Here is a 21953-nt window from a genome sequence, read left to right as displayed (position 1 = left end):
ACCCCGGGAACCGTGCCCACGTACACCGGCGACGCCACCTACGACCTCGTCCTCTCGATCGCGCTCGGGTTTGCCCTGTTCGTCTCGGTCGCGGCGTGGTTCGTCCCCTCGCCTTATGGCCGCTTCGCGAGCCCGCGCTTCGGCGTCGCGCTCGACCCGCGCCTCGGCTGGTTCCTCATGGAGCTGCCCGCGACGCTCGCGTTCCTGACCTTCTACCTCCGCGGCCCGAACCGCGGCGCGCTCGTCCCGCTCGTCTTCCTCGGGATGTGGCTCCTCCATTACGGCAACCGCGGCTTTTATTTTCCGCTCTCGATGCGCGTCCCGAAGGGCCAGCGCTCCACGTTCGGGCTCCTCGTCGTGGGCACGGGCATCCTCGTCACCTCGATGCACGGCTACCTCCACGCCGACTTCATCACGCGCCTCGGCCCCCATTACGGCCCCGAATGGCTCACGGACCCGCGGTTCCTCGTGGGTTTCGTGATCTATTACATTTCGTTCGCCTTCACCTTGCACTCGGACTCGATCCTCAGGAACCTGCGCACCCGCGCGGAGGTCGAGAGCGGCGAGCGGATCTACCGCATCCCGCGCGGCGGCCTCTTCCAATGGGTCACGAACCCGAGTTACCTGACCGAGCTCACGGGCTGGGCCGGGTTTGCCCTCTGCACGTGGTCGCTCGCCGGCGTCTTCATCTTCGCCATCAGCGCGGCGAACCTCGTGCCGCGCGCGTTCGCCACGCACACCTGGTACCGCGAAAAATTCCCCGATTACCCGCGCGAGCGACGCGCCCTCGTCCCGTTCATCCTGTAGGGACCAGGATTCCGAGCGCGACGAGCCCTTCGAGCCCCACGAGCAGGCGGCGATCCCCGAGCGGCGCAGAGGCCCGGAGCGCGGCGAGCGCCTCGTGCGCGGGGCGCGGGCTCCGCAGCAAATCGAGCAGGGAGGCGATCGCCTTCGGCGGCACGAGCGACTCGACCGGCGCGATCACGTGCGCATCGGGCTCGCGCCCGTCCCAGCGCAGCATCGTCCGCGGATCCAGGGAGATCACCTCGGTTTGCCAATCGACCGCCTGGCGCCGCTTCCAGAAGAGCGCCTCGGAGAAACGCCGCTCCATGCTGTAATAACGACCGCGGCGATCCTGGTGCCCCGCGAGAAACACCGCAGGATCCGTGGCCGGCGCGGAGAGCGCCTCCGCGCCCGTCGAGAGCGCCCGATCGATGTCCGCCGCCGCCTCGATCGCCGAACGAAGGCCCCGCGTGACGCCGTCACCGGCCAGCGGATCCCCCGCGACCAGCGCGTCCCCGACCGCGCACCAGCGCGCGCCCCGGCCCGGCAGGAGCATTCCCGTGTCGGCTCGCACCATGCGCGGCGCCTCGTCCACGGTGCATCCTTCGGCGAGCGCCTGCACGTGGTTCGTCCGCGCGAGCGCCTGACGGAATCGCCCGAGCGGGTCCATGCGATGCGTCGTGGTCCAGAGATCCGGATCCGTGAGCAGCACGAAGAGCAGCGTTTGCCCCGGCTGCGGCGCGACGTACCACCACCCCTCCTCCGCCGATTCCAGGAAAAGCTCGGGCTCCACGTCCCGGCCCGCCGGGGGCTTCATCCGTACGACGATCGCAATGGCCCTGTCGCAGGCGACCCAGCGCCGCACGCTCGATCCGATCGCGCCCGCGGGCGCGCCGCGGCCGCTCGCGTCCACGAGGAACCTGCACCGGTATTCGTCGCCCTCGCGCGAGAGCACGCGAAACCCGCCAGCGGCCTCCTCGATCGTCGGGGCCCCCGTCTCTTCACGAAGCACGGCCCCATTTAGCGCCGCGGCGCTCGCGAGCATGGCGTCGAAGCGCGCGCGGTCCACGTGAAACCCTTCGCCGAGCGGATGGACGATCGACGAGCGCGTGGCGATCTCCGCCGAGCCCCAGGCCGACCGAACGCCTCGAAATGGCACGCACGCCTCGGCCCGGAACGCCTCGCCGACCCCGAGCGTGGCGAGCAGCGGCTCGATTTCGGGCCCGAACGTCTCGCCCACGCGCGGCCGCTCGAGCCGCCCCCGTTCGAGGACGACCACGCGGTGACCGCGGCCGGCCAGCGCAATCGCGGCGGCGAGCCCTGCCGGCCCGCCGCCGAGCACCACCACGTCGTGAATGTCCGTCACGGAAACCGGGGCGACCGCGCGTTGGGTTCGGCCATTCCCGGAGGCTACCGCCCTCGTTTGTCCCCGTCAATGAGGGATGAGGGCCATTTGGCGAGCCTCAGAAGTATGGACGGAAGAGAACCATCCCGTACGGTGCGGTCGTGTAGGCGCCGCTGCCGAACGTTTGCGCCTGGGCGCCGGCTTCCAGGGCGAGGCCGAGGATGTCGGCGATACGCACGCGATAGCCCACGCGCCCCGCGCCGCCGAACCCGTAGATCGAGTCGACGCCCCAGAGGAACGCGAGCCCCGCCGTGGCGCCGATGTAAAGCCCGTCCTTGCCAAACGGGGAAAACTCGACCCGCGGCCCCACCGTGCCGAACACCGCCGTCGTGTTCTTCACCCAGCCGCCGAACGGCGGCGGCTCGCAGTTGTTGCACTCCGCTTGCGGCGCGAGCCCCGGGTCGAACGTCTGGTACGGCCCCTCGCGCCCCATGCTCTTCTCGATCGTCGAGAGCTCGAGGCCCAGCGAGAGGCGATCGCTCACGTTGTAGCCCGCGTGGATGCCGAGCGTCGCCGCCACGTAGGCCGTGGGAATCACCATCGGCACGCGCACGGTCTGGTACGCCACGCCGCCCGAGATCCCCAGGTGGAACAGGCGGGGCTTGACGACCACGGCCGGCGCGTCCGCGGCCGCCTCCGCGGGCGGCGCCTCCTCGGCGGCGCTCGCGGCAGAGGCCGTCACGAGGGTTGCGAGAAGCGCGAGCTTCGAGGCGACGATAAGGGAGATTCGCATGCGGTCACCTGCCTGTGCCCCTGCGCGGGGTCTCGGGGGACGCGCTTCCTGGCCGTCCCGGGCTTCGTCCGGGCGATCGGCAATGAACATGCCCGGCCCCGAACGTCCTGAAAAGCCCGTCCAATGCCCCTGACGCTCCGCGCCATTTGCGCAGATTGTGAAACGTCCGTTGCGCAATTCGCGCAACCCGCCCCGGGCCCCTTGCGCAATCCGGCCAAACCGTGGCCGACATCACACACGCTCACGTTCCGCCCGGCGCGGCGTCTCCCTGGGCATGGTCGCTCGCGTGGAGTTTCCCGCGGCGATGGTATACGTTGCGCGCCACGCTCACCCGGGAAGAACCACGATGTCCGTTACCGAAACCAACGCCCCGAAGGCCCTCGAAGCCGCCGAGGGCACCCTCGCCGTGGAGGAGGTCGCCCGCCACCCGCTGCCGGGCATGGCGATCCCCGATCAGGTTGCTTTCAGCCCTGACGATCGCCTGATCACCTACCTGAAGAGCCCCGAGCGCAGCCTCGTGCGGCAGCTCTTCGTCTTCGATCCTGCGTCGGGATCGGAGAGCCTCTTTGTCTCGCCGCCCGACGGCGGCACGACCGAGGAGAACGTCTCGCTCGCGGAGGCGCTGCGCCGCGAACGACAACGCCAGCGCGAGATCGGCGTCACCACGTACGCGTGGGCGACCCGCGCGAGCCGCGTGCTCGTGCCCATCAAGGGCGATCTCTACGTGCAAGACGGGCCCTCCGCCCCGCTGCGCAAGCTCGTCGCGGCCGGCGGCGCGCCGATCCTCGACCCGCAGCTCTCGCCCGACGGCGCCGCGGTCGCGTTCGTCCGCGACGCCGAGCTCCACGTCGTCGACGCGACCGGCGGCGCGCCGCGGCAGCTCACGTCAGGCGCGCGCGGCACGGGCAAGACGCACGGCCTCGCCGAATACGTGGCGCAGGAGGAGATGTCGCGGCACCACGGGTACTGGTGGTCGCCCGACGGGCAATGGCTCGCGTTCGCCGAGGTCGACGAGACGCACATTCCCATCTATCGAATCGTCCACCAGGGCAAGGCGCAGGCGGGCGCCGAGGCCGAGGAAGACCACCATTACCCGTTCGCCGGCAAGGAGAACGCCCGCGTGCGGCTCGGCGTCGTCTCCGCGTCGGGCGGCGCGCCCGTCTGGATGGATATGGGCTATGGCGAGGAGGTCTATCTCGCCCGCGTCCATTGGCTCGCGGGCAAGAGGCTCGTCGCGGAGGTGCAAAATCGGGCGCAGACCTGGCTCGAGCTCGTGGCCTTCGACCTCGCGACGGGCGCGCGCACGCGCCTCTTGCGCGAGGAGACGAAGGTCTGGATCAACCTGCACGACCTCTTCCGCCCGCTCGCGGACGGCGGCTTCTTGTGGGCCTCCGAGCGGACGGGGTATCGACACCTCTATCGATACGATCACGCAGGAAACCTCGTCGCCGAGCTCACGCGCGGGGCGTGGATGGTCGACGACGTCCGCGGCGTCGATGAAAAGGGCGGCTTCGTCTATTTCACGGCCACGGCCGCGAGCCCGCTCGAATGCCACCTCTATGCCGTGCCCCTGGGCGGCGGCGAGATGCGGCGCATCACGACCGAGCCCGGCATGCACGTGGTCACCTGCGACCGCGCGTGCCGCCGCTTCGTCGACGTTCATCACGCGAAGGATCGCCCACCGACGGTCAAACTCCGCTCGATCGACGACGGCGCCGTGCTCGCCACGCTCCACGACGAGTGGGATCCTCGCATCACCGCGCTCGGCCTGACGCCGCCCGAGATCGTCTCGTTCACGTCGCGGGACGGCGAGACCCTGCACGGCGCGCTCTATCACCCGCCGGCGCATTTCGGCAAGGGCCCGTTTCCGACGATCGTGTACGTCTATGGCGGCCCGCACGTCCAGCTCGTGACGAACGGCTGGAACATGACGGTCACGATGCGCCCGCAATGGCTGCGCAGCCTCGGCTACCTCGTGGTCATGGTAGACAACCGCGGCAGCGCGCGGCGTGGGCTCGCGTTCGAGGGCGCGATCAAGCACCGCATGGGCTCGATCGAGGTCGACGATCAGGTCGACGGCGTCCGCTGGCTCGTCTCGCAGGGCCTCGCGGATCCTTCGCGCGTCGGCGTGTATGGCTGGAGTTATGGCGGGTACATGGCCGCGATGTGCCTCGCGCGCGCGCCCGAGACCTTCAAGGTCGCGGTCGCCGGCGCGCCCGTCACGCACTGGGACGGCTACGACACCCATTACACCGAGCGGTACATGGGCATGCCGTCGGAGAACCCGCGCGGCTACGAGGAGAGCAGCGTCATGCGCCACGTCGAGGGCATCCGCGGCAAGCTCATGCTCGTGCACGGCCTCATCGACGAGAATGTTCATTTCCGACACACCGCGCGGCTCCTCAACGCGATGATCGCCGCCCGCAAGCCGTACGACCTCCTCCTCTTCCCCGACGAGCGCCACATGCCCCGCCGGCCGCAGGACCGCATCTACATGGAGGAGCTCATCCGCGACTATTTCGTGCGGAACCTCTGAGGCACAGCACACAGATCCGACGGAGACGTCGCTGCAACGAGCGGCCTCTGCTGGTTCTTGACATGTCTGGCGTTTCCATCTAGAAGTTGAAAGTCACTTTCATCTATGCGGATGAGACGCTCGACCTCGGCCGTCCTGTTCTTTGGGGCATCGCTCCTGCCTCTGGCGGCGGCGCGCGCCGAGGAGCCTGCGTCGAGCGGCAAGGATAAGGACAAGGGCGCCGAGGTCGTCGTCACCGGGACCCGCACGCCGGAGCAGAGCCAGCGCGCCACGGTGCGCGTCGACGTCGTCACCCGCGACGAGGCCGAGCGGCGCGGCGCGACGAACGTGGCCGAGGCCATCGCGGGTCAACCCGGCGTCCAGATCAACCCGTCGGCCTACGGCGATATCGGCAATCCGAGCGCCATCCAGATCCAGGGCCTCGACCGGCAACGCGTGCTCATCCTCGAAGACGGCGAGCGCGTCATCGGCGACGTGGGCGGGGCGATCGATCTCTCACGAATGCCGCTCTCGGACGTCGCCCGCGTCGAGGTCGTCGCCGGGCCGATGAGCTCGCTTTATGGCACGAGCGCGATCGGCGGCGTCGTCAATGTCGTCACGGGACAACCCCTGCACCCGGGCTTCAGCGGGCGGGCGCGGCTCGAGGGTCGCAATCGCCGCGGGGTCATCGCGCAGGGGAACGCGGCGTGGCGCGGAGAGCGGCTCTGGGCCACGCTCGACGGCAATTTCTTCCGCACGGACGGCGTCTCGCTCGTCGAGGACGCGGTCGACCTCGCGATGCCCTCGCGCCTGCAGGGAATGCTCGGGGTCCGCGTCGGCGGCAACCTTAATGAGCGCACGCGCATTCAGGGCCGCGTGCGCTGGATTCACGACGCGTCCGAGGGACGAACGAGCCAGATCGTCCCGGGCCTCGGCACGTACCGGATCGACCTGCCGCAGCGCACCGATCGATTCACCGTGCACCTCGTCGAGCTCGTCGATCTCGGCCGGGGCCGGTCGCTGCGGCTCGCGCTCGGGCAACAATGGGCGTTCGACACGACCCAGAAAGACCGCTACGAGTCGCCGATCGACGAGACCCGCGAGCGCACGGCGACGCTCTCCAGCCTGGAGACGACGGCCACGTTCGCCGACGGCCGGCGCACGTGGGTCGTGGGCATGCGGACCGAGGTGGAAAAACTCTCGCAATCGCTCACGCGCGCCGAGCTCGTGAGCGGCAGCGTGCAGACGAGCACGATCGAGGAGCTCGTCCCCGTCACGCTGGGGAGCGTCGCGGGCTATGCGCAGCTCGGCTGGAAGCTCTTCGATTCGCTCACGCTGCTCGCGGGCGGCCGCGCGGAGATGCACCTTCGTTATGGCGGCGTCGCCGTCCCGCGGCTCGCGCTCTCGTACCAGCCCACGTCGAGCGTCACCGTGCGGGCCTCCGTCGGGCGCGGGTTTCGCGCGCCCGCGGCGAAGGAGATCGGGTTCGCCTTCGATCACGGCGCGCTCGGCTATCGCGTGCTCGGCAATCCCGACCTCCGCCCCGAGACCTCGTGGGGCACGAGCGGGGACGTGAGTTATCGTTCGAAAAACGGGTTTCAGGTGCGCGGCAGCGTCTTCGCGAACTGGATCGACGGCCTCATCGACATCGACATCCGGCCGGCGGCGAGCCAGGGCGGCATCGACGATTACACGTACCGCAACATCGGCCGCGCGCGCACGTTCGGCGCGCAGATCGACGGCTCGTATACGCTCGCGGGCGTCCTGCGCGCGGAGGCCGGGTATTCCTATCTCTGGACGCGCGACGACGAGCACGAGCGCCCGCTCGAAGGGCGCCCGCCGCACACGGTGGTCAGCGCGCTCCGGGCCGATTTGCCCTGGCGGCTCGAGCTCGTGGCCCGGTATCGAATGGTCACCGACGCCTTCCTCGACGAGGGCTTGCGCACGCCCGGCTTCCAGACGATCGACGCGCGGATCGCGCGTCCGATCTTTCGTGGGGCCCGCGCCTATGCCGGGGTGCTCAACGCGCTCGGCGTCCAGAAAGACCCCAGCCGATTGGGCGACCAGCGGCCGGTCCAGGGGCGGACCCTTTATGTTGGCCTCACGGCCGATTTTCCCGCGGAGGAACCATGAAACGATCCTTTTTGGCCGCAGCGATTCCGCTCCTTCTTTGTGCTTGCAGCGAGGAGGTGGGCAAACCCTCCACGACGGGCGAGCCCGGTCCCGTCGACACGGGCTTGAAGCTCGAGGTGCCCGTCCCCGCCGACGGGCGTGTCTACGTCTCGCTCGCAAAACCCGAGATCGTCGTGCCCGAGGGCGACGCCTCGATGTCGACGGCCTGGGACCTCGCATTCGAAAAGTACGACGTCTTCACGAACAGCGGCGCGTCCGGGGACGGCGAGGGCGGGGCGTTCGGGCCGCTCGACGCGGTGACGTACGACGAGGGCATCGCGCCGACGATCCCGTTCATGACGAAGGACGAGGCGGGCGGAGCCTTCCGTGATTTCTGGGCGTACGAGCCGAGCGCCCACCTGCTCTGGGTGCGTTACCACGTCTTCGGCGTGCGCGACGGCGACAAACAATGGAAGGTGCAGGTCCTCGGGTATTATGCCGAGCAACAAGGCGCGCCCGTGTCGGCCATTTATCGGGTTCGGTGGGCCGAAGTGACGTCCGCCGGCGTGGGCGCCACGCAGACGCTCGCCGACATCGACGGCACCGCGGGCGGCTCGGGTGCGCCCCTCGACGTGCCGAACGAATGCCTCGACCTCGGCACGGGCGCGCGGACGATGCACACGCCGGCCGAGGCGCTCACCACGAAGGACTGGCACCTCTGCTTCCGCCGCGCCTCGATCACCGTCAACGGCGAGCTCGGCGGGCCGCGCGGCGTGACCGCCGTGGATCTGAACGCGAGCGAGACCAAGGGCGAGACGCTCGACATCGTGAAAGCCCGCACGGACGACTCCGAGCTCCCGCGGTTCGACAAGGTCGGGTATGCGGAGCTGTCCGATCCGAAGCTCATCTGGCGCGGCGACCGCATCTTCAGCGCATTCTCGGAGTACTGGATCGATCGCGAGGCGAGCGCGCCCGCGCCGGCGAAGTCCTCGTGGCTCGTGCAATCGGCCGCGGACGGCGTGACGCGTTATCTTCTGGTCTTCGATTCCTTCGACGGCGCGACGGCCGACGGGCCCGGCAAGGTGACCCTGCGCGTCAAGCCGGAGGGCGTCGTCACGCAATGAGCCGGTGCGCGCCTATTGCGCGCACCGCGCAGCCTCTCTCGGAGGCGGGAAGAACCGCACGCCGTCGAGCTTCTCCGCGCCCGCCTTCCGCGTGATCTCCACCGCCACGGGGTATTTCTGGCAATCGAGGCCAAAGCTCGCCCGCGTGGCGCCGTCGCCCCCGATCACGTCGCCGATCCGACACCCCCCACGAATCTCCTTCAGGCCGGCGAGCAGCGCCTTCATGCGCCCGAGGTCCACGCTCGTATCGAAGAGCTCGGCCGCGCCGGCGTCGTCCCATCGATTCACGAGCCGCACGAGTTTGTCCCCGCCCGAGGCGAGCGCGCTCGGCGGCGGCAGCACGCTGTGGAAATCGAGGGCCTGCATGCGCGGCGGCGAGGTCGGCGCGAGCGTGAGCGACACGCCGATCCACCCCTTCTCGCATCCGAGCCGGAACGTGCCCCGGAGCGCGTTCTCCGCCTCGATCGTGCCCTCCTCCCGGCACGCCCCGTGCGCCGCGCGTAGCGCTTCGAGGTCCTTCACCCATTCCTCGCGTGGTTTGTCGAGGTAAAGCGAATCCGCAAAAATCGCGTCCGCCTCGGCATCGCTCCATTTCGCGACGAGCCGACGCGTGGCCTCCTTCGCACGCACGAGCGCCTCCGAGGGCACGAATGCGCGCGGCACGAGCGCGCCCGTGTCGTGCAGGCGCTGCAGCGCCTCGTACGCGAGCCGCTGCATGGGCGCGTACGTGAGGTTCGACATGGCGATCACACCGACGCCGTATTCGGGCAAGAACTGGATCACCGACCCATACCCGGGCAAACCCCCCGTGTGCGAGACGCCTCGCGTGAATTCGCACGTCTCGAACTTCCCGAGCCCGAACGCATAACCGGTCGCGTACACGAACGGCGGCTCCTCCCCGAGCCCGGGCGACGCCCAGAGCCCCGTGGCGCGGCCGCTCTCGTGCATCTCGCGCAGCGTGCTCCGCCGGACCGGACCCGCCTCCCGCTCGTCGCGTGGCGGCCACGCCGAGAGATGATACGCCACGTAACGCGCCATGTCGGCGAGCGACGAATACAGCCCGCCCATGGCGCCGTACGCGCCGTGGGGCAGGTTCACCTCGGGCACGAGCGCGTCGCCCTCCTTGCGATACCCCCGCGCGAGGTGCGCCTTCTCGACCATCCGCTCGTCGAGGACCGTCCGGTTCATGCCGAGCGGCGAGAGGATCCGCGTCCGCAGGTAATCCGCGTAATCGATCCCCGAGACGTTCGTGATCACGCGCCCGAGGATCGCGAATCCAGTGTTCGAATACTCGAACGTCGAGCCGGGGGACGTCGAAAACGGAAACCCCTCGCGCATCATCTTCGAAAAATCGGCGTCGGACAGGCCGAGCTGTCGATCGCCCCAGGGGTTGTCCTCGGGGAACCCGGCGCCATGGCCGAGGAGGTGCCGGAGCGTGATCGGCGCCGCGTCGCGCGTCGGATACCGGAGGCCAGCGAGCTCGGGGACGTATTTCACGGCCGGATCGTCGAGCGAAAGTTTTCCCTCGTCCCGGAGCTCGAGAACGGACATCGCCGTGAAGCTCTTCGTGAGCGAGGCGATCCGAAAGACCGTGTCCTTGTCGACGGGCGCCTTCGACGCGACGTCGGCCACGCCAAACCCTTTGGCATACACGAGCTCGCCGTCGATCACGATGCCAAAAGCGACGCCCGGAAAACCCCGCCGCGCCACCACGTCCGCGATATATCGCTCGATGGCAGGGAAGGCCCCGGCGAGCTTTTCTTTTCGCTGCGGATCGAGGAACACGGGCGGCTGCATCGCGGGGCGGGCGAACTGCATGTCGCGGCGCTCGGCCTTCGCGACCTCGGGCGGCTTCGGGGATCCGCAGGCCGAGGCGAGCAGCGCGACGAGCGGCAGCAAACGGCGGGAGAGCACCATCACGGGCGTATCTTCGCCCCGCCGGCGCGGGCGTGACAACGAAAAAGCGATTCCCGCTTTACGCCGGCGAACGCTCGACGTATCGACGATCGTCGTGACGATCGACGAGGGGCGCAAAGGAGGGACGCGCGCGGCCTGGGAGGCCCTCGGGCGTCATGATCCGGCCTCTGCCCGCGACGTGAATCAGGCGCTCGAGGCCGCGCGGCTCGCGTTTCGCCTCGGCGATCGGCGCCTCGTCGACGCGTGGATCACGCAGGCGCTCGCGCTCGCGACGGCCGAGGGCCCGCGCGAGGCGGCGAAGATCCACCTCGCCGCGGCGAGCCTCGATCGAAGCGCGGGGAGGTTTTCCGGCTGCCAGAAGCACGTCGAGCTCTTGCGCGCGCTCGCGCCCGACGACCCCGCGCTGCGCGAACGCGCGGCCGAGCTCCTGCGCGCGTTCGGCGCGCGTGAGCAGGACGAAAATGGTACGGCGCGCCAAACGTGTTTCCAGGAGGCCGAAGCGCTCGTGCGCCGCGCCCGGGGGAAGAGCGCGAGCGGCGATCCGCGCGGCGCCATCCGCGATCTGCTCGCGGCCAAACACGTCGCCGACGAGGACCAGACGTGGCGGATCGATCTGGAGCTCGTCGCGCTCGGCCGGCAGCATTTCGGGTTCCTCGATATCGAGACGCTCACGGCGATCGGCCGCGGCACGGACGAACCCGGCCGCGACATCGAGCGTGCGCTTCATCGTCGATTCGTCGCCCCCGCCCTCGATCGCGCCGCGCGCCTCGCGAACCGCGCCTGGGACGCGCTCCCGGAGGCCGCGCTCGCGCCACTCGCGTGGCGCCTCGGCGACCGATTCCGCGAGGAAGAAGGCGAGCTGCCGGCCCCGCGCGCCCTCCGGCTCCGCCTCCTCGCGCGCCTCTTCCCGGAGGCAATGCTCGCGCGGCTCGACGACCCCGAGCACCCCGCCGCGCCCCCGCTCCGCAGCTCGGCGCGCCACCGCGCCAAGGTTTTGCAATGGTCGATCCGCAGCCGGTCCCCCGCGGACGTGCTCGGCGAATTCGACGCGATCCGGCGGGACCATCCGCGCTCGCACCACCCGCACGCGTATCGGGGCGAATTGCTCCTCTGGCTCGGGCGCGTCGACGAGGCCGAGGCGGATTTTCGTGGCGGCCTCGCCATTCAACCCCGCGCCCGGTGGCTGCACATCGGCATGGGCGCCGTGCACGTCCTCCGGGGCGAACACGCCGCCGCGCTCGCCTGTTTTCAGCGCAGCATCGATTGCGCGCCCGCGCTCGTGGGTCCCACGCTTTTCGGGGTTCGTGGCGAGGCCCATCGATTGCGCGGGGATCTCCCGGCGGCCGTGGAGGACCTCGCGCGCACCTGCCGCGACACACCTTCCCGCGTGAGCGCCTGGGTGAACCTCTGGCTCGTCGAGGACGATCTCGGGCACGCGGAGGCGCGCGACGCGGCGTGGAGAGAGCTCCTGCGCCGCGCGCCGTGGCTGCTCGCGGACGCCGCCGAGGAGACGCTCGGCCTCGCCTTGCCGGCCGTCAACGAACCCCGCGCCCGCCGCGCCATTCTGGAGCACGCGCTCCGGATGCTACGGGGCAATCGCTCCTCGTCCTGCGTCACCTATTTCACGCGCGAAGGCGAGCTCCGCACGGTGTTTGCCGGGGGTTAGCCAGGACAACCGCGCTCGGAATCGCCATGGGCGATGCGCTCTCCTGCCACGAGGGCCCCCACGGCGCCGCAATACGCGCCGCGGCGGAGGAACCACGCGGCGAGCCCCGTGAGCCCGAGCGTCTGCGTGAGGACCTCGACGAGCGCCGGGTTCTCCGCGAGCGTGGTGCCGCCGAGCACGACCGTATCCGTCCCCGCGAGGCGCGCGATCCCCGCGCAAACGAGCGCGATGTTCTCCCCGACGAGCCCGACGAGCGCGTGCGCGAGGTCGGCCGGCTCCGTCGAGGCGAGCTTCGCGAAATTGGACGCCGTGAGGTGCGCCGGAATGGGCGCGCCCTGCGAATACACGTCGCCGACGAGCAAATCGACCGACCCGCGCGACCCGCGCGCCGCGAGCGCCGAGAGCTCGGCGAACGAGGCCGCGCCCACGAGGAGCTTGCCAAGCCCGACGAGCGTTCCCCCGCCGAGCCCCGTCCCGCCCGCGCGCACGGCCGAGCCTCCTTCGACGACGAGCACCGACGTCCCCGTGCCGGCCGACACGAGCAGGTGCCGCGCGGGCAAGACGAGGCCCTCCTCGGCCGCGAGCGTCGCCGCGCCGAGCGACCAGGCCTCGAACTCGGAGACGCTGGTCGCGGCCGCGAAGGGCGCGCTCGCGCCGAGCACGGCCGCGCCGCCGCCCGTCATCACGATGCGACGTGGAGCGAGCTCGACGATCCGCGCGCGGACGGCGTCGAGATCCCGCGAGGGCCAGCGCTCGGTGTGCAGTTCGCCCTGACGAAAGGCGATCTTGGTGAGTGTCGCGCCGAGGTCGAGGCCGAGGACAGGGAGGGCGGGCGGCATGGTGACCGCACGATATCACGGAATCAGGAAGCCGTGGACGAACCCTCGGTGGATGACAGCCGCCGCCTGTCGGGGCGCGCGTTCGGGCTTGTCATTGCATCTGCCGTCGTGGCAGGTTCGACGCGGGAAACCGCTGGCTCGTCTGGGGGACGCGGCACGGCAAAGACGGGGGATGAATACGGAGATGCAGAACGATTCTCAAGCGCGTCGCTTTTTTTCGACGAATCCCGACGTGTGTCTCGTCGTCCGGCCCGACGGCACCATTGCCCAAAGCAACCTGGCTGCCGAGCGCGTGTTCGGCGCCGGCGTCCGGCAAGGCGCGCCGCTCGGGGAGCTCGGGGCGCTCTCCGCCGCGTACGAGGAGGTCCACGAGGGAGGAGAGCCGTCGGTCTTCGATTGCAGCTTGCGGGAGAGAGATGGGGGGCGTGCGCCATACGTGTGCGTCGCGTGGCGGGCGGAAGGCGACGAGATTTACGTGGCGCTGCGGCCAAAGGGCCATCTGGACGTCAGCGAGCTCAAGCGCGTCGAGCAAGAGCTCCTCGCCAAGATGGAGCTCATCCACAAGCAACAGCAGGTCATCAAGGATCTCGGGATCCCCATCATCCAGGTCTGGGATCAGGTGCTCACGCTTCCGCTCGTGGGCGTGGTGGACAGCGCGCGCGCCGCCGACGTGATGGAGAACCTGCTCCAGACCGTCGTCCAGACCCGGGCTCGCTTCGCGATCCTGGACCTCACTGGCGTCGACCTCGTCGACACGGCGACGGCGGCCCATCTCCTGCAAATGATCAATGCCATTCGCCTGATGGGGGCCGAGGGCATCATCACGGGCATCCGACCCACGGTGGCGCAGACGATGATCGGGCTCGGGCTCGACATGTCGACCACCACGACGCTCGCGAGCTTGCGCGACGCGCTGAAGCTCTGCATCCGGCGCATGAGCAGTTCCTGACTTCGAGGTATGGTTCGTCATGCCCTCGCCGAAGCTCGCGACCCCCGACATCCTCGCCCCGGGCCTCGACGCGCTGTTCGTCGGGATCAACCCGGGGCTCCTCTCGGCGCAGAAAGGGCATAACTTCGCCAATCCGGCGAACGCGTTCTGGAAGCTGCTCCACGAGAGTGGCCTGGTCCCGCAGCGCCTCGCGCCCGAGGAGGAGATGCGCCTGCTCGATCACGGCCTCGGCCTGACGAACCTGGTCGCCCGCGCGACGCGCGGCGTGATGGACCTCGGGCGCGAGGACTACGACGCGGGCAGGCGCGCGCTCACCACGAAGATCCGGAAGTACCGCCCACGCATCGTGGTCTTCGTGGGCATCACGGTTTGTCGGAGTTATTTCAACAAGAAGGCCTCGGAGCCCATCGCCTGCGGTGAGCAGCCGGAGGAGCTCTGCGGCGCGCGGGTCTTCGTGGTGCCGAATCCGAGCGGGCGCAATGCGCATTTCTCGTACGCCGAGATGCTTGCGCACTACCGGGTCGTCGCCCGCGCGCTCGGCCGCGCCTGACGAGGATCACGCGCCCTACGGCACGAGGCAGGGGGCATTGCCGCAAGGATCGATGACCTTGCCCGTCGAGCGCAGGAACTCGGAGATCTGCAAGCGCGCGCCGGGCTGCACGCGCGGAATGCCGTGGGGATCGACCCCGTCGCGCAGCGGCTCGTTCCCGACGGGCGGCGCCGGCGTGCCCTTGTTCGTCGCCATGTCATAGGGCCCCGTATCCCAGACGAAGAGCGCCGAGCCGAAATGCGGGTAGCTCTCGAGCGGCTGGATGCCGAAATACGGGTTCACGTCGATCGAGCGGCCCGGATTCAAGACGGGCACGTGGATCCCCGCGCCGATCGTGCGCGCCTCGATGTCGGCCGACCATTGCGTGACCTGATGGTCGGCGAACGCGTTCTGCATGAGCACGGCGTGGGCCGGCGTCTTCGGGAGCGGATCATTGCCGACGTGCCAGGCATACCCGTTCGTCTCGCCGCGATCCCAGAGGTTTTGCATGGCCGAGAAGATGAAGCGCCGGTCGAATTCGTTCGTGTAGGCCTGATCCATGAACGGCCGGAGATCATCGAAGCCCGTGGCGCGGTCGAGCAGGACGCTGTAATTCATGCCCGTGACGCCGAGCACGCCGCGGCGGATGTCCTGCGAGATCGCGACGACCGCGCCGCCGAGGATGCCGCCCTGGCTGATGCCGTAATAGAACACGTCGCTCGTGTCGATGAGCGGCTGGTTCTGCGGGCCGCCCCGGAACGCCGGATCCGAGATGAAGCCCTGCGGGTGGATCATGAGCCGCGCGAGGAAGAGGTTGTTCAGGAGGCCCTGCTGGAGCCGGTCGGCGAGCGTGTTCATCCGGCCCCACTCGGCGACCAGCTGGAGGATGTTGAGGTCGTCGCTCGAGGACATGCCGATGAAGTCCGTCGCGCAGAAGACGAAATTGTACGCGTTCGAAAGCTCGCCGGTCGCGGCGCCGCCGTTCACCTGGCTCGCTGCTCCCTGCTGGCCGTGGCCATAAAGCGCCGCGCGGCCGGGGACGACGGGCTGCGTGTTATCGTTCCCGTCCGGGAGAGCCGCACGCGGGACGTTGCAGATGAAGTTCGCCTGGAGCGTACCGTTGCCGTCGAGCTGATCCGGCAGTCCGTCGTTCGGTGCATTGTAATTGAACGACGAACCCGAGACGCCGTTCGCCTTGTTCAGGTAGTTCGGGACGGTGAACGTGCCGATGATGCGGCGCGAGCGGTTCGCGTCGGGGTTCTGGAGGACCTGCGTGACCGTGAACGTCGGCGCGGCATTGCCGAGTTTGTCGAAGGCGTCGTCCCGGATGTGGAGCATGCGGCCGGTGGTGCTCTTCGCGCTGGCCGTCGTGAAATCCCAGGCGAGGTAGAGCTCCTTGCGCTCGACGCCCGCGCCCGCGAGGACGTCGAAGATCTTCTCCATCGAATCACGCCGCGCCTCGATCGCAGGCACGTTCGAGGGGATCGCGTCGCGGTAGACCTGGAACGCGTCCGAGGCCTCGATCACCTGCCCGGCGCTGTCCTTCAGGTTGCGGAGCGCGACGACGTACCTGCGCCCCTCGCGGAAGTTGATGCCCGCGCGAATGATGAGCGCGCGCGTCGCGTCGCTCGTCGCATACGAATCGAGCTCGCCCCAGACGAGGTGGCGCTCGAGGGTCTCGGCGTCGATCACGACGAGCGGCGAATCGGCTTCGAGCGAGCGATCCATGTGCGTGATCGGACCGATCCCGGTCATGCCGAGGTCGAGGCCCGGCACGTACGTGAGCAGCATCTGGCCCGGGGAAAACCCGTCGGCGCGGTTCCAGTCCGTCGGATCCATTCCGATGCCGCCGGGGCTCACGATCGACCCCGCGGGGAGGCCCGCCGCCGGAGAGAGGTCGACCTCGACATTGATGGGCATGGACAGCGGGTCGAGCGCGAGGCGGCGGCCGGTGCTCGTCGTGGGGTCGGCCACGGTGAAATGGTCGTTCGGCCAGGGGAAGAGACAATGGGCCGCGTCCAGGAAATCACAGCGATCCGCATTCGTGACGTCGATCGTCGTGGGATCGACGCTGAAGACCGGCGGATCGTCGGTGCATTGCACGAGGACGCTCTTGACGTCGGCGCCCTCGACCGTCCCCTTCCCCGCCTCGACCGTACACGTTTGCGCGGGATTCGTGGGCTGCGCGAGGACCGTCACGTCATAGGCGTCGCCGTCGACCTCGGGCGTCGTGAACTGGAAGGCGCCATCCATCGCGACGGAGAGGTCGTCCTTGCCGTTGTTCTGGAGCACGAGGCCCGTTCCCTTGAGGCCCGAGGCCGTGCCGCCAATCCATCGCGGATTCGGCGGGAGGGTCACACAATCGACGGAGACACCCTTCACGTCGGCGCCGGCCACGACGCCCTTGCCCCCGGTGACGGTACAGCTCTGCGCGGGGTCCGCGGGCTGCACCGCGACCTTGACCTCGTAGCCGTCGCCGTCGGCGAGCGCGGGCTGGAAGGTGAATTCACCGTCGGCGTCGACCTCGAGGTTCGAGAAGAGCGCGTCGGGGAGGGCGACCTCGAGGACGAGGCCCTTGCCGGCGAGGCCCTTCACCGTGCCTCCGAGGCTGTATTCGGCGGTCTCCGCGGGCGGCGGCTGGGGGGTTCCGGTCGTGGGATCCGAGCCGCACCCGGCCGCGCCGACGGTGGCGAGCACGAGCGCGTAGGCAAGACGAGTTGTACGCATTGGAAGATCCTCCGTGAGGCGCGAAGCTATCACGGAGGACCCCCCGACCGATACGAGGCCGGCGCGCCCGTCAGATCACGTCGGTCGCCGCCGCGAATCCGATCCGACCGATCTCGCTCGCGCCCTTGCGCGCCACGAATTCGCGGAAGCTCTCGCCCTCGGCGCGCTCGGCCACGTAATGCCTCGCGATCGCCGCGATCACCTTGGGCGTCTCCTCCTCGGGCACGCGGCCGTCGAGGCGGTCGCCGATCTTCGCGTCGGGGCCGCAGCCGCCGCCGACGCGCAGCGAGTAATGCGGCCGCTCCACGCCGTCCTTGCCCTTCACCATCAGCCCCGTCATGCCGATGTCCGCCACGTGGTGCTGGCCGCACGAGTTCGGGCAGCCGGAGATCTTGATGTCGAAGGCGCCGATCTTCTGCACGAGATCATCGGCCTCGGCCCGGCTCCCGCTCTCCGACAGGTGCTCGCGCACGCGGGCGCCGACGCCCATGCTCTTCGTGATCGCGAGCGAACAATAATCCGCGCCCGGGCAGGCCACGATGTCCGTGATGTGCCCGGCGTCGGGCTCCGCGAGGCCGATCTGCGAGAGCGCGCGGTGCAAGGCCACGAGGTGGCCCTCGGGGACGAACCGCATCACGAAGTTCTGCGTGTTCGTCGTGCGCACCTCGCCGTTGCCGTACGAACGCGAGAGCGCCGCGAGCCTGCGCATCTGCTCGGCCGTGATGTCGCCGAGCGGGAGCTTGACCGTCACGACCCGGTAGCCGGGCTGGATCTGCACCAGCGTGTTCGTCCTCTTCCAGCGCGCGAAGGCGGCGTCGCCGATCGCGTCGCCGCCCGAGGCCGGCGCAGGCGCCTCTTCGTTCGTGTACGCGCCGACGTATCGATCGAGCTCCGCCTCGATCTTCTCGCCTTCCTCGGCCTTGATCTTCGCGAGCTCGTCGTCGAGCCGCTTCATGAACTCGGCCTCGCCGAGCTTGCGCAGCAGGAACTTGAGGCGCGCCTTCTTGCGGTTCTTGCGCTCGCCGTCGCGCCAGAAGACACGGATCACCGCGTCGCACGCGGCGAGCACGTCCCGCTCGGGCACGAAGTCACGCCAGAGGTGCGCGACCTCCGGCGTCGAGCCGAGTCCGCCTGCGACGTACACGGCATACCCGCGCCCCGCGTCGGTGACGCGCGCGAGCAGGCCGAGGTCGTTGATCATGATCTGCGCGTGGTCGCGCGCGCTGCCCGTCAGGCCGATCTTGAACTTGCGCGGCAGCTTCCGGTTGTGCGGATGGAACAGGAAATATTGCGTGATCGCGTGGGCATGCGGCGTCACGTCGAAGACCTCGTCCGGCGCCACGCCCGCGAGGTGCGACGCGGTCACGTTGCGCACCGTGTCGGCGCAGGCGCCCACCGTGGTCACGTCCGCCTGGGCGAGGACGCGCTGAAGCTCCACCGTCTCCTCGATCTCCAGGTGGTGGAGCTGGATGTCCTGACGCGTCGTGACGTGCGCGAGCCCGAGCGCCCAGCGCTCCGTCACCTCGGCGACCGCCTCGAGCTGCGCCGCCGTCATGCGCCCGCCCGGGACCTTGATGCGCTGCATGTGCTTCACGTGCGCGAGCTGCGCGTACACGCCCATCCCGAGGCGCAGCGGGCGGAACTGGTCGGGCGTGATCTCCCCACGCTTGAACCGCTGGATGTTCTCCGCGTACTCGTCGAGTGCGGTCTGCATACGTGACGCTGCGTCAGACATGGCAGCAGACTTTATGTCTCCCTTTTCCGACGCGTCAAGTGCGACAATCTTTCCAGGCCGGAGGCCTCGGGAGGATGCTCGCCCCTTCGCGCCCGGCGCCAATTCCGCTAGGACGGTCCCGTGAAGAACGCCCTCCCGACCAGCACGGACGCCGTTCACGCAGGGGAACGGGTCGATCGCCCCCACCACACGCTCGCGCCGTCGATCGCGCTCACGGCGACGTACACGTTCGATGACTCCGACGACCTCGAGCGGTTCATGCGCGGCGAGGATCCGGACCCCGGGCGGCTCGACTACGGGCGGTACGGAAACCCCACCGTGCGCGAGGTCGAGGCGCGCATCGCCGCGCTCGACGGGACCGAGGACGCGCTGCTCTTCCCGAGCGGCATGGCCGCCCTGACGACGACGATCCTCGCGTTCGTGAAGGCGGGCGACGACGTCGTGCTCTTCCGCGACACGTACCGCAGGACGCGGCAGTTCGTGGTGAACATGCTCTCGCGGCTCGGCGTGTCGCACACGCTGCTCGAGCCCGGGGACCTCGACGGGCTCGCGGCGGCGATCGGGCCGAAGACGCGGCTCGTGATCACCGAGATGCCGACGAACCCCTACCTGCGCTGCGTCGACGTGGAGCGGCTCGCGGAGATCTGCAAGAAGACGCGGGCGAAGACGCTCGTCGACGCGACGTTCGCCACGCCCGTCAATGCGATGTTCTCGGCCATGGGCATCGACCTCGTGGTGCACAGCGCGACGAAGTACCTCGGCGGGCACAACGACGTGCTCGGCGGGAGCCTGTCCGGGCCGTCGTCGCTCCTGTCCCTGGTGCACGAGGCGCGCGACGTGCTCGGCGCCGTGTCCGATCCCCACGCGGCGATGCTGATCGGGCGCGGCATGAAGACGCTCTCGCTGCGGGTCTCCCGCCAGAACCAGACGGCGCTCGCGGTCGCGCGCGCGCTCGAAGCCCACCCCGCCGTGGAGCGCGTGTATTACCCGATGCTCGAATCCCACCCGGATCACGCGATCGCCAAGAAGCACCTCGCGGGCGGCGGGGGCGTCGTGTCGTTCGTGGTCCGCGGCGGCAAGGACAGCGCGCGGCGCGTGGTCGACGCCTGCAAGCTCGCGCGGATCGCGCCGAGCCTCGGCGGGGTCGAGACGCTCATCGAGCAGCCCGCGATCATGAGTTATTCGGAGCTCGGGCCAGAGGAGCTCCTGGCGGTCGGGATCGCGCCCGGGCTCGTCCGGCTCGCCGTCGGCATCGAGGAGACCGAGGACGTGGTCGCCGACCTCCTCGAGGCCATGGACGCGGCCGCGGGCGCTTGATCAGCTTTTGAAGGGCTTCAGCGCGAAGCGGGCGCGGTCGAGGGCGTCCATGCCCGACCGATCCGTGAGCCAGCATTGCGAATAACCGCCGCGGATCTCGGGCAGCTCGTCCCGCTCGGCGAGCTGTTTTCCCACGAATGCGAGGATGTCGCGGGCCTCGCTCGGCGAGAGCGTGATGCCGAGCGAGGCGCGCACGACGACCACGATCGTGTTGCTGGGCCAGCGCCCGATCGTCGATTTCGCCGGGCCGAGCGCGCGGGCGAGGTGGACGAGCTCGCCGACGGTGCGCTCGAGCCCGAGGCCGGTGAAGGGCCGCGCGCGTGGCCCCTCCGCGCGCGGCGGGTCCTGGACCTGGAACACGAGCACCGAAAAAGGAATGCCCGTGTTCGCGCTGAACTGATACTCGGCGTCGAGGATCTCGACGAGCCCCTGCTGGTCGAGCACGCCCTTCACCTCGCTCCGCAAGGTCGGCTCGTACGTCACGGGCGCGTCGCTGAAGCGCGACCGAGCCTTCTGGCTGTTCGGCGCGGGCGCGCTCGGGGGCGGCGTCGGGTCGTCACGCAGCCGGTCGCGGCTCGACCGGGGCGTGGGGATCGACATGGGAGGGCGCTGGGAGATGCGCCGGCCCGCCTGCGAGGGCGGAGGCAGCTCGGAGAGCGGCAGGATCGGCGCGGACGGAGGCACGCTGAGCGGGACACGGAAGAGGTCGGCGAGCTGGCCGATCGCCGTCGTCGCCCGCTCGGGCCGCTCCCGGGGATCACGCGCGCCGACCTTGCGGAACCACTCGTCGAAGCCCGCGGGGAGCTGGACGCCGCGCCTCGCCGCGCGCGTCGCGGGCGCCTCCGGCAGCTCGCCGGCGATGATCTTGCCGAAGAGCGCATACACGCTCGGGAGCTGCAGGAGCTCGGGCCTCCAGTATGCCTCGCCGACGAGCAGCGTATAAGCGACGTGGGCGAGCGAATAAATATCGGCCGAGGCCCGGATCCCGCCGTCGCCGTGAATTTGCTCCGGCGCCATGTAGAGGGGCGTACCGACGACGGCGGTCGTGTGCGCGAGCGTGGTCGCGACGGCGACCTTGGCCACGCCGAAGTCGAGGATCTTCACGCAGTGCCGGCCGTCGTCGCGCGTCGTGACGAAGAGGTTTTCCGGCTTGAGATCGCGGTGGACGATGTTCGCGGCGTGCGTCTTGTCGAGGGCGAGCGCGACCTGGGAGAGGTAGAGCACGGCCTCGGCCTCGGGCAATGGGCCGCGGCGCTTCACCATGCCGCCGAGCTCCTCGCCCACGAGCAGCTCCATCACGAGAAACGGCAGCTGCGTCGCCGTGTCCACGCCCGCGTCGAGGACCTGCACGAGGTGCTCGCTCTCGATCCCGCCCGTGACCGTGGCCTCCTGGGCGAACCGGCCGCGCATCACCGAATTTTCCAGCACGGCCGGGTGCATGACCTTCAGGGCGCGCCTTCGGTTCGTCGGCTCGTCGTGGACCTCGAACACCGCCCCCATCCCGCCCGACTTGATGCTGCGGACGACGCGGTAACGGTCGTGGAACAAGGTGCCTGTGACGAGCATGGAGGAGACCGGCTCGCGCATCCTAGACCAAATGCG

15 protein-coding genes are annotated in these 21953 nt (G+C 69.6%); 8 read left to right on the top strand and 7 right to left on the bottom strand.

The genetic code is table 11. The annotated features are described in order from the left end of the window. The first annotated feature begins 12 nt into the window (after positions 1–12). On the top strand, positions 13–807 hold the full coding sequence (locus QHF85_RS41305; RefSeq protein ID WP_281332946.1) for a methyltransferase: 795 nt from the start codon (positions 13–15) through the stop codon (positions 805–807). On the opposite strand, the gene QHF85_RS41300 is transcribed toward QHF85_RS41305, so the two are convergent. Next, positions 797–2149 (bottom strand): FAD-dependent oxidoreductase, encoded by a 1353-nt coding sequence (locus QHF85_RS41300; RefSeq protein WP_281332945.1) that lies wholly within the window; start codon positions 2147–2149, stop codon positions 797–799. The genes QHF85_RS41305 and QHF85_RS41300 overlap by 11 nt on opposite strands. Positions 2150–2246: 97 nt before the next feature. After that, positions 2247–2921 carry a hypothetical protein gene (locus QHF85_RS41295; RefSeq protein WP_281332944.1) on the bottom strand — a complete coding sequence of 225 codons (675 nt, stop codon included), beginning with the start codon at positions 2919–2921 and terminating at the stop codon, positions 2247–2249. Between the two features lie 346 nt (positions 2922–3267). On the opposite strand from QHF85_RS41295, the gene QHF85_RS41290 reads away from it, so the two are divergent. From QHF85_RS41290 to QHF85_RS41280, 3 genes are all read left to right on the top strand, one after another. Next, positions 3268–5457: a S9 family peptidase gene (locus QHF85_RS41290; RefSeq protein WP_281332943.1), complete on the top strand. Its 2190-nt coding sequence runs from the start codon at positions 3268–3270 to the stop codon at positions 5455–5457. A gap of 111 nt (positions 5458–5568) precedes the next feature. Further along, entirely contained in the window at positions 5569–7569 is a 2001-nt protein-coding gene (locus tag QHF85_RS41285) for a TonB-dependent receptor (RefSeq protein ID WP_281332942.1), read from the top strand. Next, positions 7566–8672, top strand: a complete 1107-nt coding sequence (locus QHF85_RS41280; RefSeq protein ID WP_281332941.1) for an HmuY family protein — start codon at positions 7566–7568, stop codon at positions 8670–8672. Before QHF85_RS41285 ends, QHF85_RS41280 begins: the two co-directional genes overlap by 4 nt. A gap of 12 nt (positions 8673–8684) precedes the next feature. On the opposite strand, the gene QHF85_RS41275 is transcribed toward QHF85_RS41280, so the two are convergent. Further along, positions 8685–10589, bottom strand: coding sequence for a serine hydrolase domain-containing protein (locus QHF85_RS41275; RefSeq protein WP_281332959.1), 1905 nt, complete (start codon positions 10587–10589; stop codon positions 8685–8687). Between the two features lie 94 nt (positions 10590–10683). Between QHF85_RS41275 and QHF85_RS41270 the strand changes: the two genes are divergently transcribed. Beyond that, positions 10684–12255, top strand: a complete 1572-nt coding sequence (locus QHF85_RS41270) for a tetratricopeptide repeat protein (RefSeq protein ID WP_281332940.1) — start codon at positions 10684–10686, stop codon at positions 12253–12255. Here QHF85_RS41270 and QHF85_RS41265 read toward each other — a convergent pair. Then, complete coding sequence (locus tag QHF85_RS41265; RefSeq protein WP_281332939.1) at positions 12252–13094, bottom strand: hypothetical protein; 843 nt, start codon at positions 13092–13094, stop codon at positions 12252–12254. The genes QHF85_RS41270 and QHF85_RS41265 overlap by 4 nt on opposite strands. 184 nt (positions 13095–13278) lie before the next feature. Here QHF85_RS41265 and QHF85_RS41260 point away from each other — a divergent pair, with 184 nt between their 5' ends. Beyond that, entirely contained in the window at positions 13279–14043 is a 765-nt protein-coding gene (locus tag QHF85_RS41260) for an STAS domain-containing protein (RefSeq protein WP_281332938.1), read from the top strand. Positions 14044–14062: 19 nt separating this feature from the next. Then, positions 14063–14593 carry a mismatch-specific DNA-glycosylase gene (locus tag QHF85_RS41255; protein ID WP_281332937.1) on the top strand — a complete coding sequence of 177 codons (531 nt, stop codon included), beginning with the start codon at positions 14063–14065 and terminating at the stop codon, positions 14591–14593. A 15-nt stretch (positions 14594–14608) separates the two neighbouring features. On the opposite strand, the gene QHF85_RS41250 is transcribed toward QHF85_RS41255, so the two are convergent. Together QHF85_RS41250 and QHF85_RS41245 are read right to left on the bottom strand one after the other, a co-directional pair. After that, on the bottom strand, positions 14609–17299 hold the full coding sequence (locus QHF85_RS41250; protein ID WP_281332936.1) for a hypothetical protein: 2691 nt from the start codon (positions 17297–17299) through the stop codon (positions 14609–14611). Positions 17300–17369: 70 nt separating this feature from the next. Next, a complete protein-coding gene (locus QHF85_RS41245) occupies positions 17370–19013 on the bottom strand; it encodes a nitrite/sulfite reductase (protein WP_281332935.1) in 1644 nt (547 codons plus the stop codon). Positions 19014–19154: 141 nt separating this feature from the next. On the opposite strand from QHF85_RS41245, the gene QHF85_RS41240 reads away from it, so the two are divergent. Then, positions 19155–20351, top strand: a complete 1197-nt coding sequence (locus tag QHF85_RS41240; RefSeq protein WP_281332934.1) for a PLP-dependent aspartate aminotransferase family protein — start codon at positions 19155–19157, stop codon at positions 20349–20351. On the opposite strand, the gene QHF85_RS41235 is transcribed toward QHF85_RS41240, so the two are convergent. Beyond that, on the bottom strand, positions 20352–21938 hold the full coding sequence (locus tag QHF85_RS41235) for a serine/threonine-protein kinase (RefSeq protein WP_281332933.1): 1587 nt from the start codon (positions 21936–21938) through the stop codon (positions 20352–20354). Positions 21939–21953 lie beyond the last annotated feature (15 nt).

This window comes from Polyangium sp. 6x1 (genome assembly GCF_029946515.1).
GTDB lineage: Bacteria > Myxococcota_A > Polyangia > Polyangiales > Polyangiaceae > Polyangium.
This window is presented reverse-complemented; position numbering and strand designations above follow the sequence as displayed.

Coding starts and splice junctions, on each gene's coding strand:
- QHF85_RS41235 (WP_281332933.1), bottom strand. CDS start 21,938: ATGCGCGAGCCGGTCTCCTCCATGCTCGTCACAGGCACCTTGTTCCAC.
- QHF85_RS41250 (WP_281332936.1), bottom strand. CDS start 17,299: ATGCGTACAACTCGTCTTGCCTACGCGCTCGTGCTCGCCACCGTCGGC.
- QHF85_RS41280 (WP_281332941.1), top strand. CDS start 7,566: ATGAAACGATCCTTTTTGGCCGCAGCGATTCCGCTCCTTCTTTGTGCT.
- QHF85_RS41295 (WP_281332944.1), bottom strand. CDS start 2,921: ATGCGAATCTCCCTTATCGTCGCCTCGAAGCTCGCGCTTCTCGCAACC.
- QHF85_RS41285 (WP_281332942.1), top strand. CDS start 5,569: ATGAGACGCTCGACCTCGGCCGTCCTGTTCTTTGGGGCATCGCTCCTG.
- QHF85_RS41260 (WP_281332938.1), top strand. CDS start 13,279: ATGCAGAACGATTCTCAAGCGCGTCGCTTTTTTTCGACGAATCCCGAC.
- QHF85_RS41290 (WP_281332943.1), top strand. CDS start 3,268: ATGTCCGTTACCGAAACCAACGCCCCGAAGGCCCTCGAAGCCGCCGAG.
- QHF85_RS41255 (WP_281332937.1), top strand. CDS start 14,063: ATGCCCTCGCCGAAGCTCGCGACCCCCGACATCCTCGCCCCGGGCCTC.
- QHF85_RS41275 (WP_281332959.1), bottom strand. CDS start 10,589: ATGGTGCTCTCCCGCCGTTTGCTGCCGCTCGTCGCGCTGCTCGCCTCG.
- QHF85_RS41265 (WP_281332939.1), bottom strand. CDS start 13,094: ATGCCGCCCGCCCTCCCTGTCCTCGGCCTCGACCTCGGCGCGACACTC.
- QHF85_RS41245 (WP_281332935.1), bottom strand. CDS start 19,013: ATGCAGACCGCACTCGACGAGTACGCGGAGAACATCCAGCGGTTCAAG.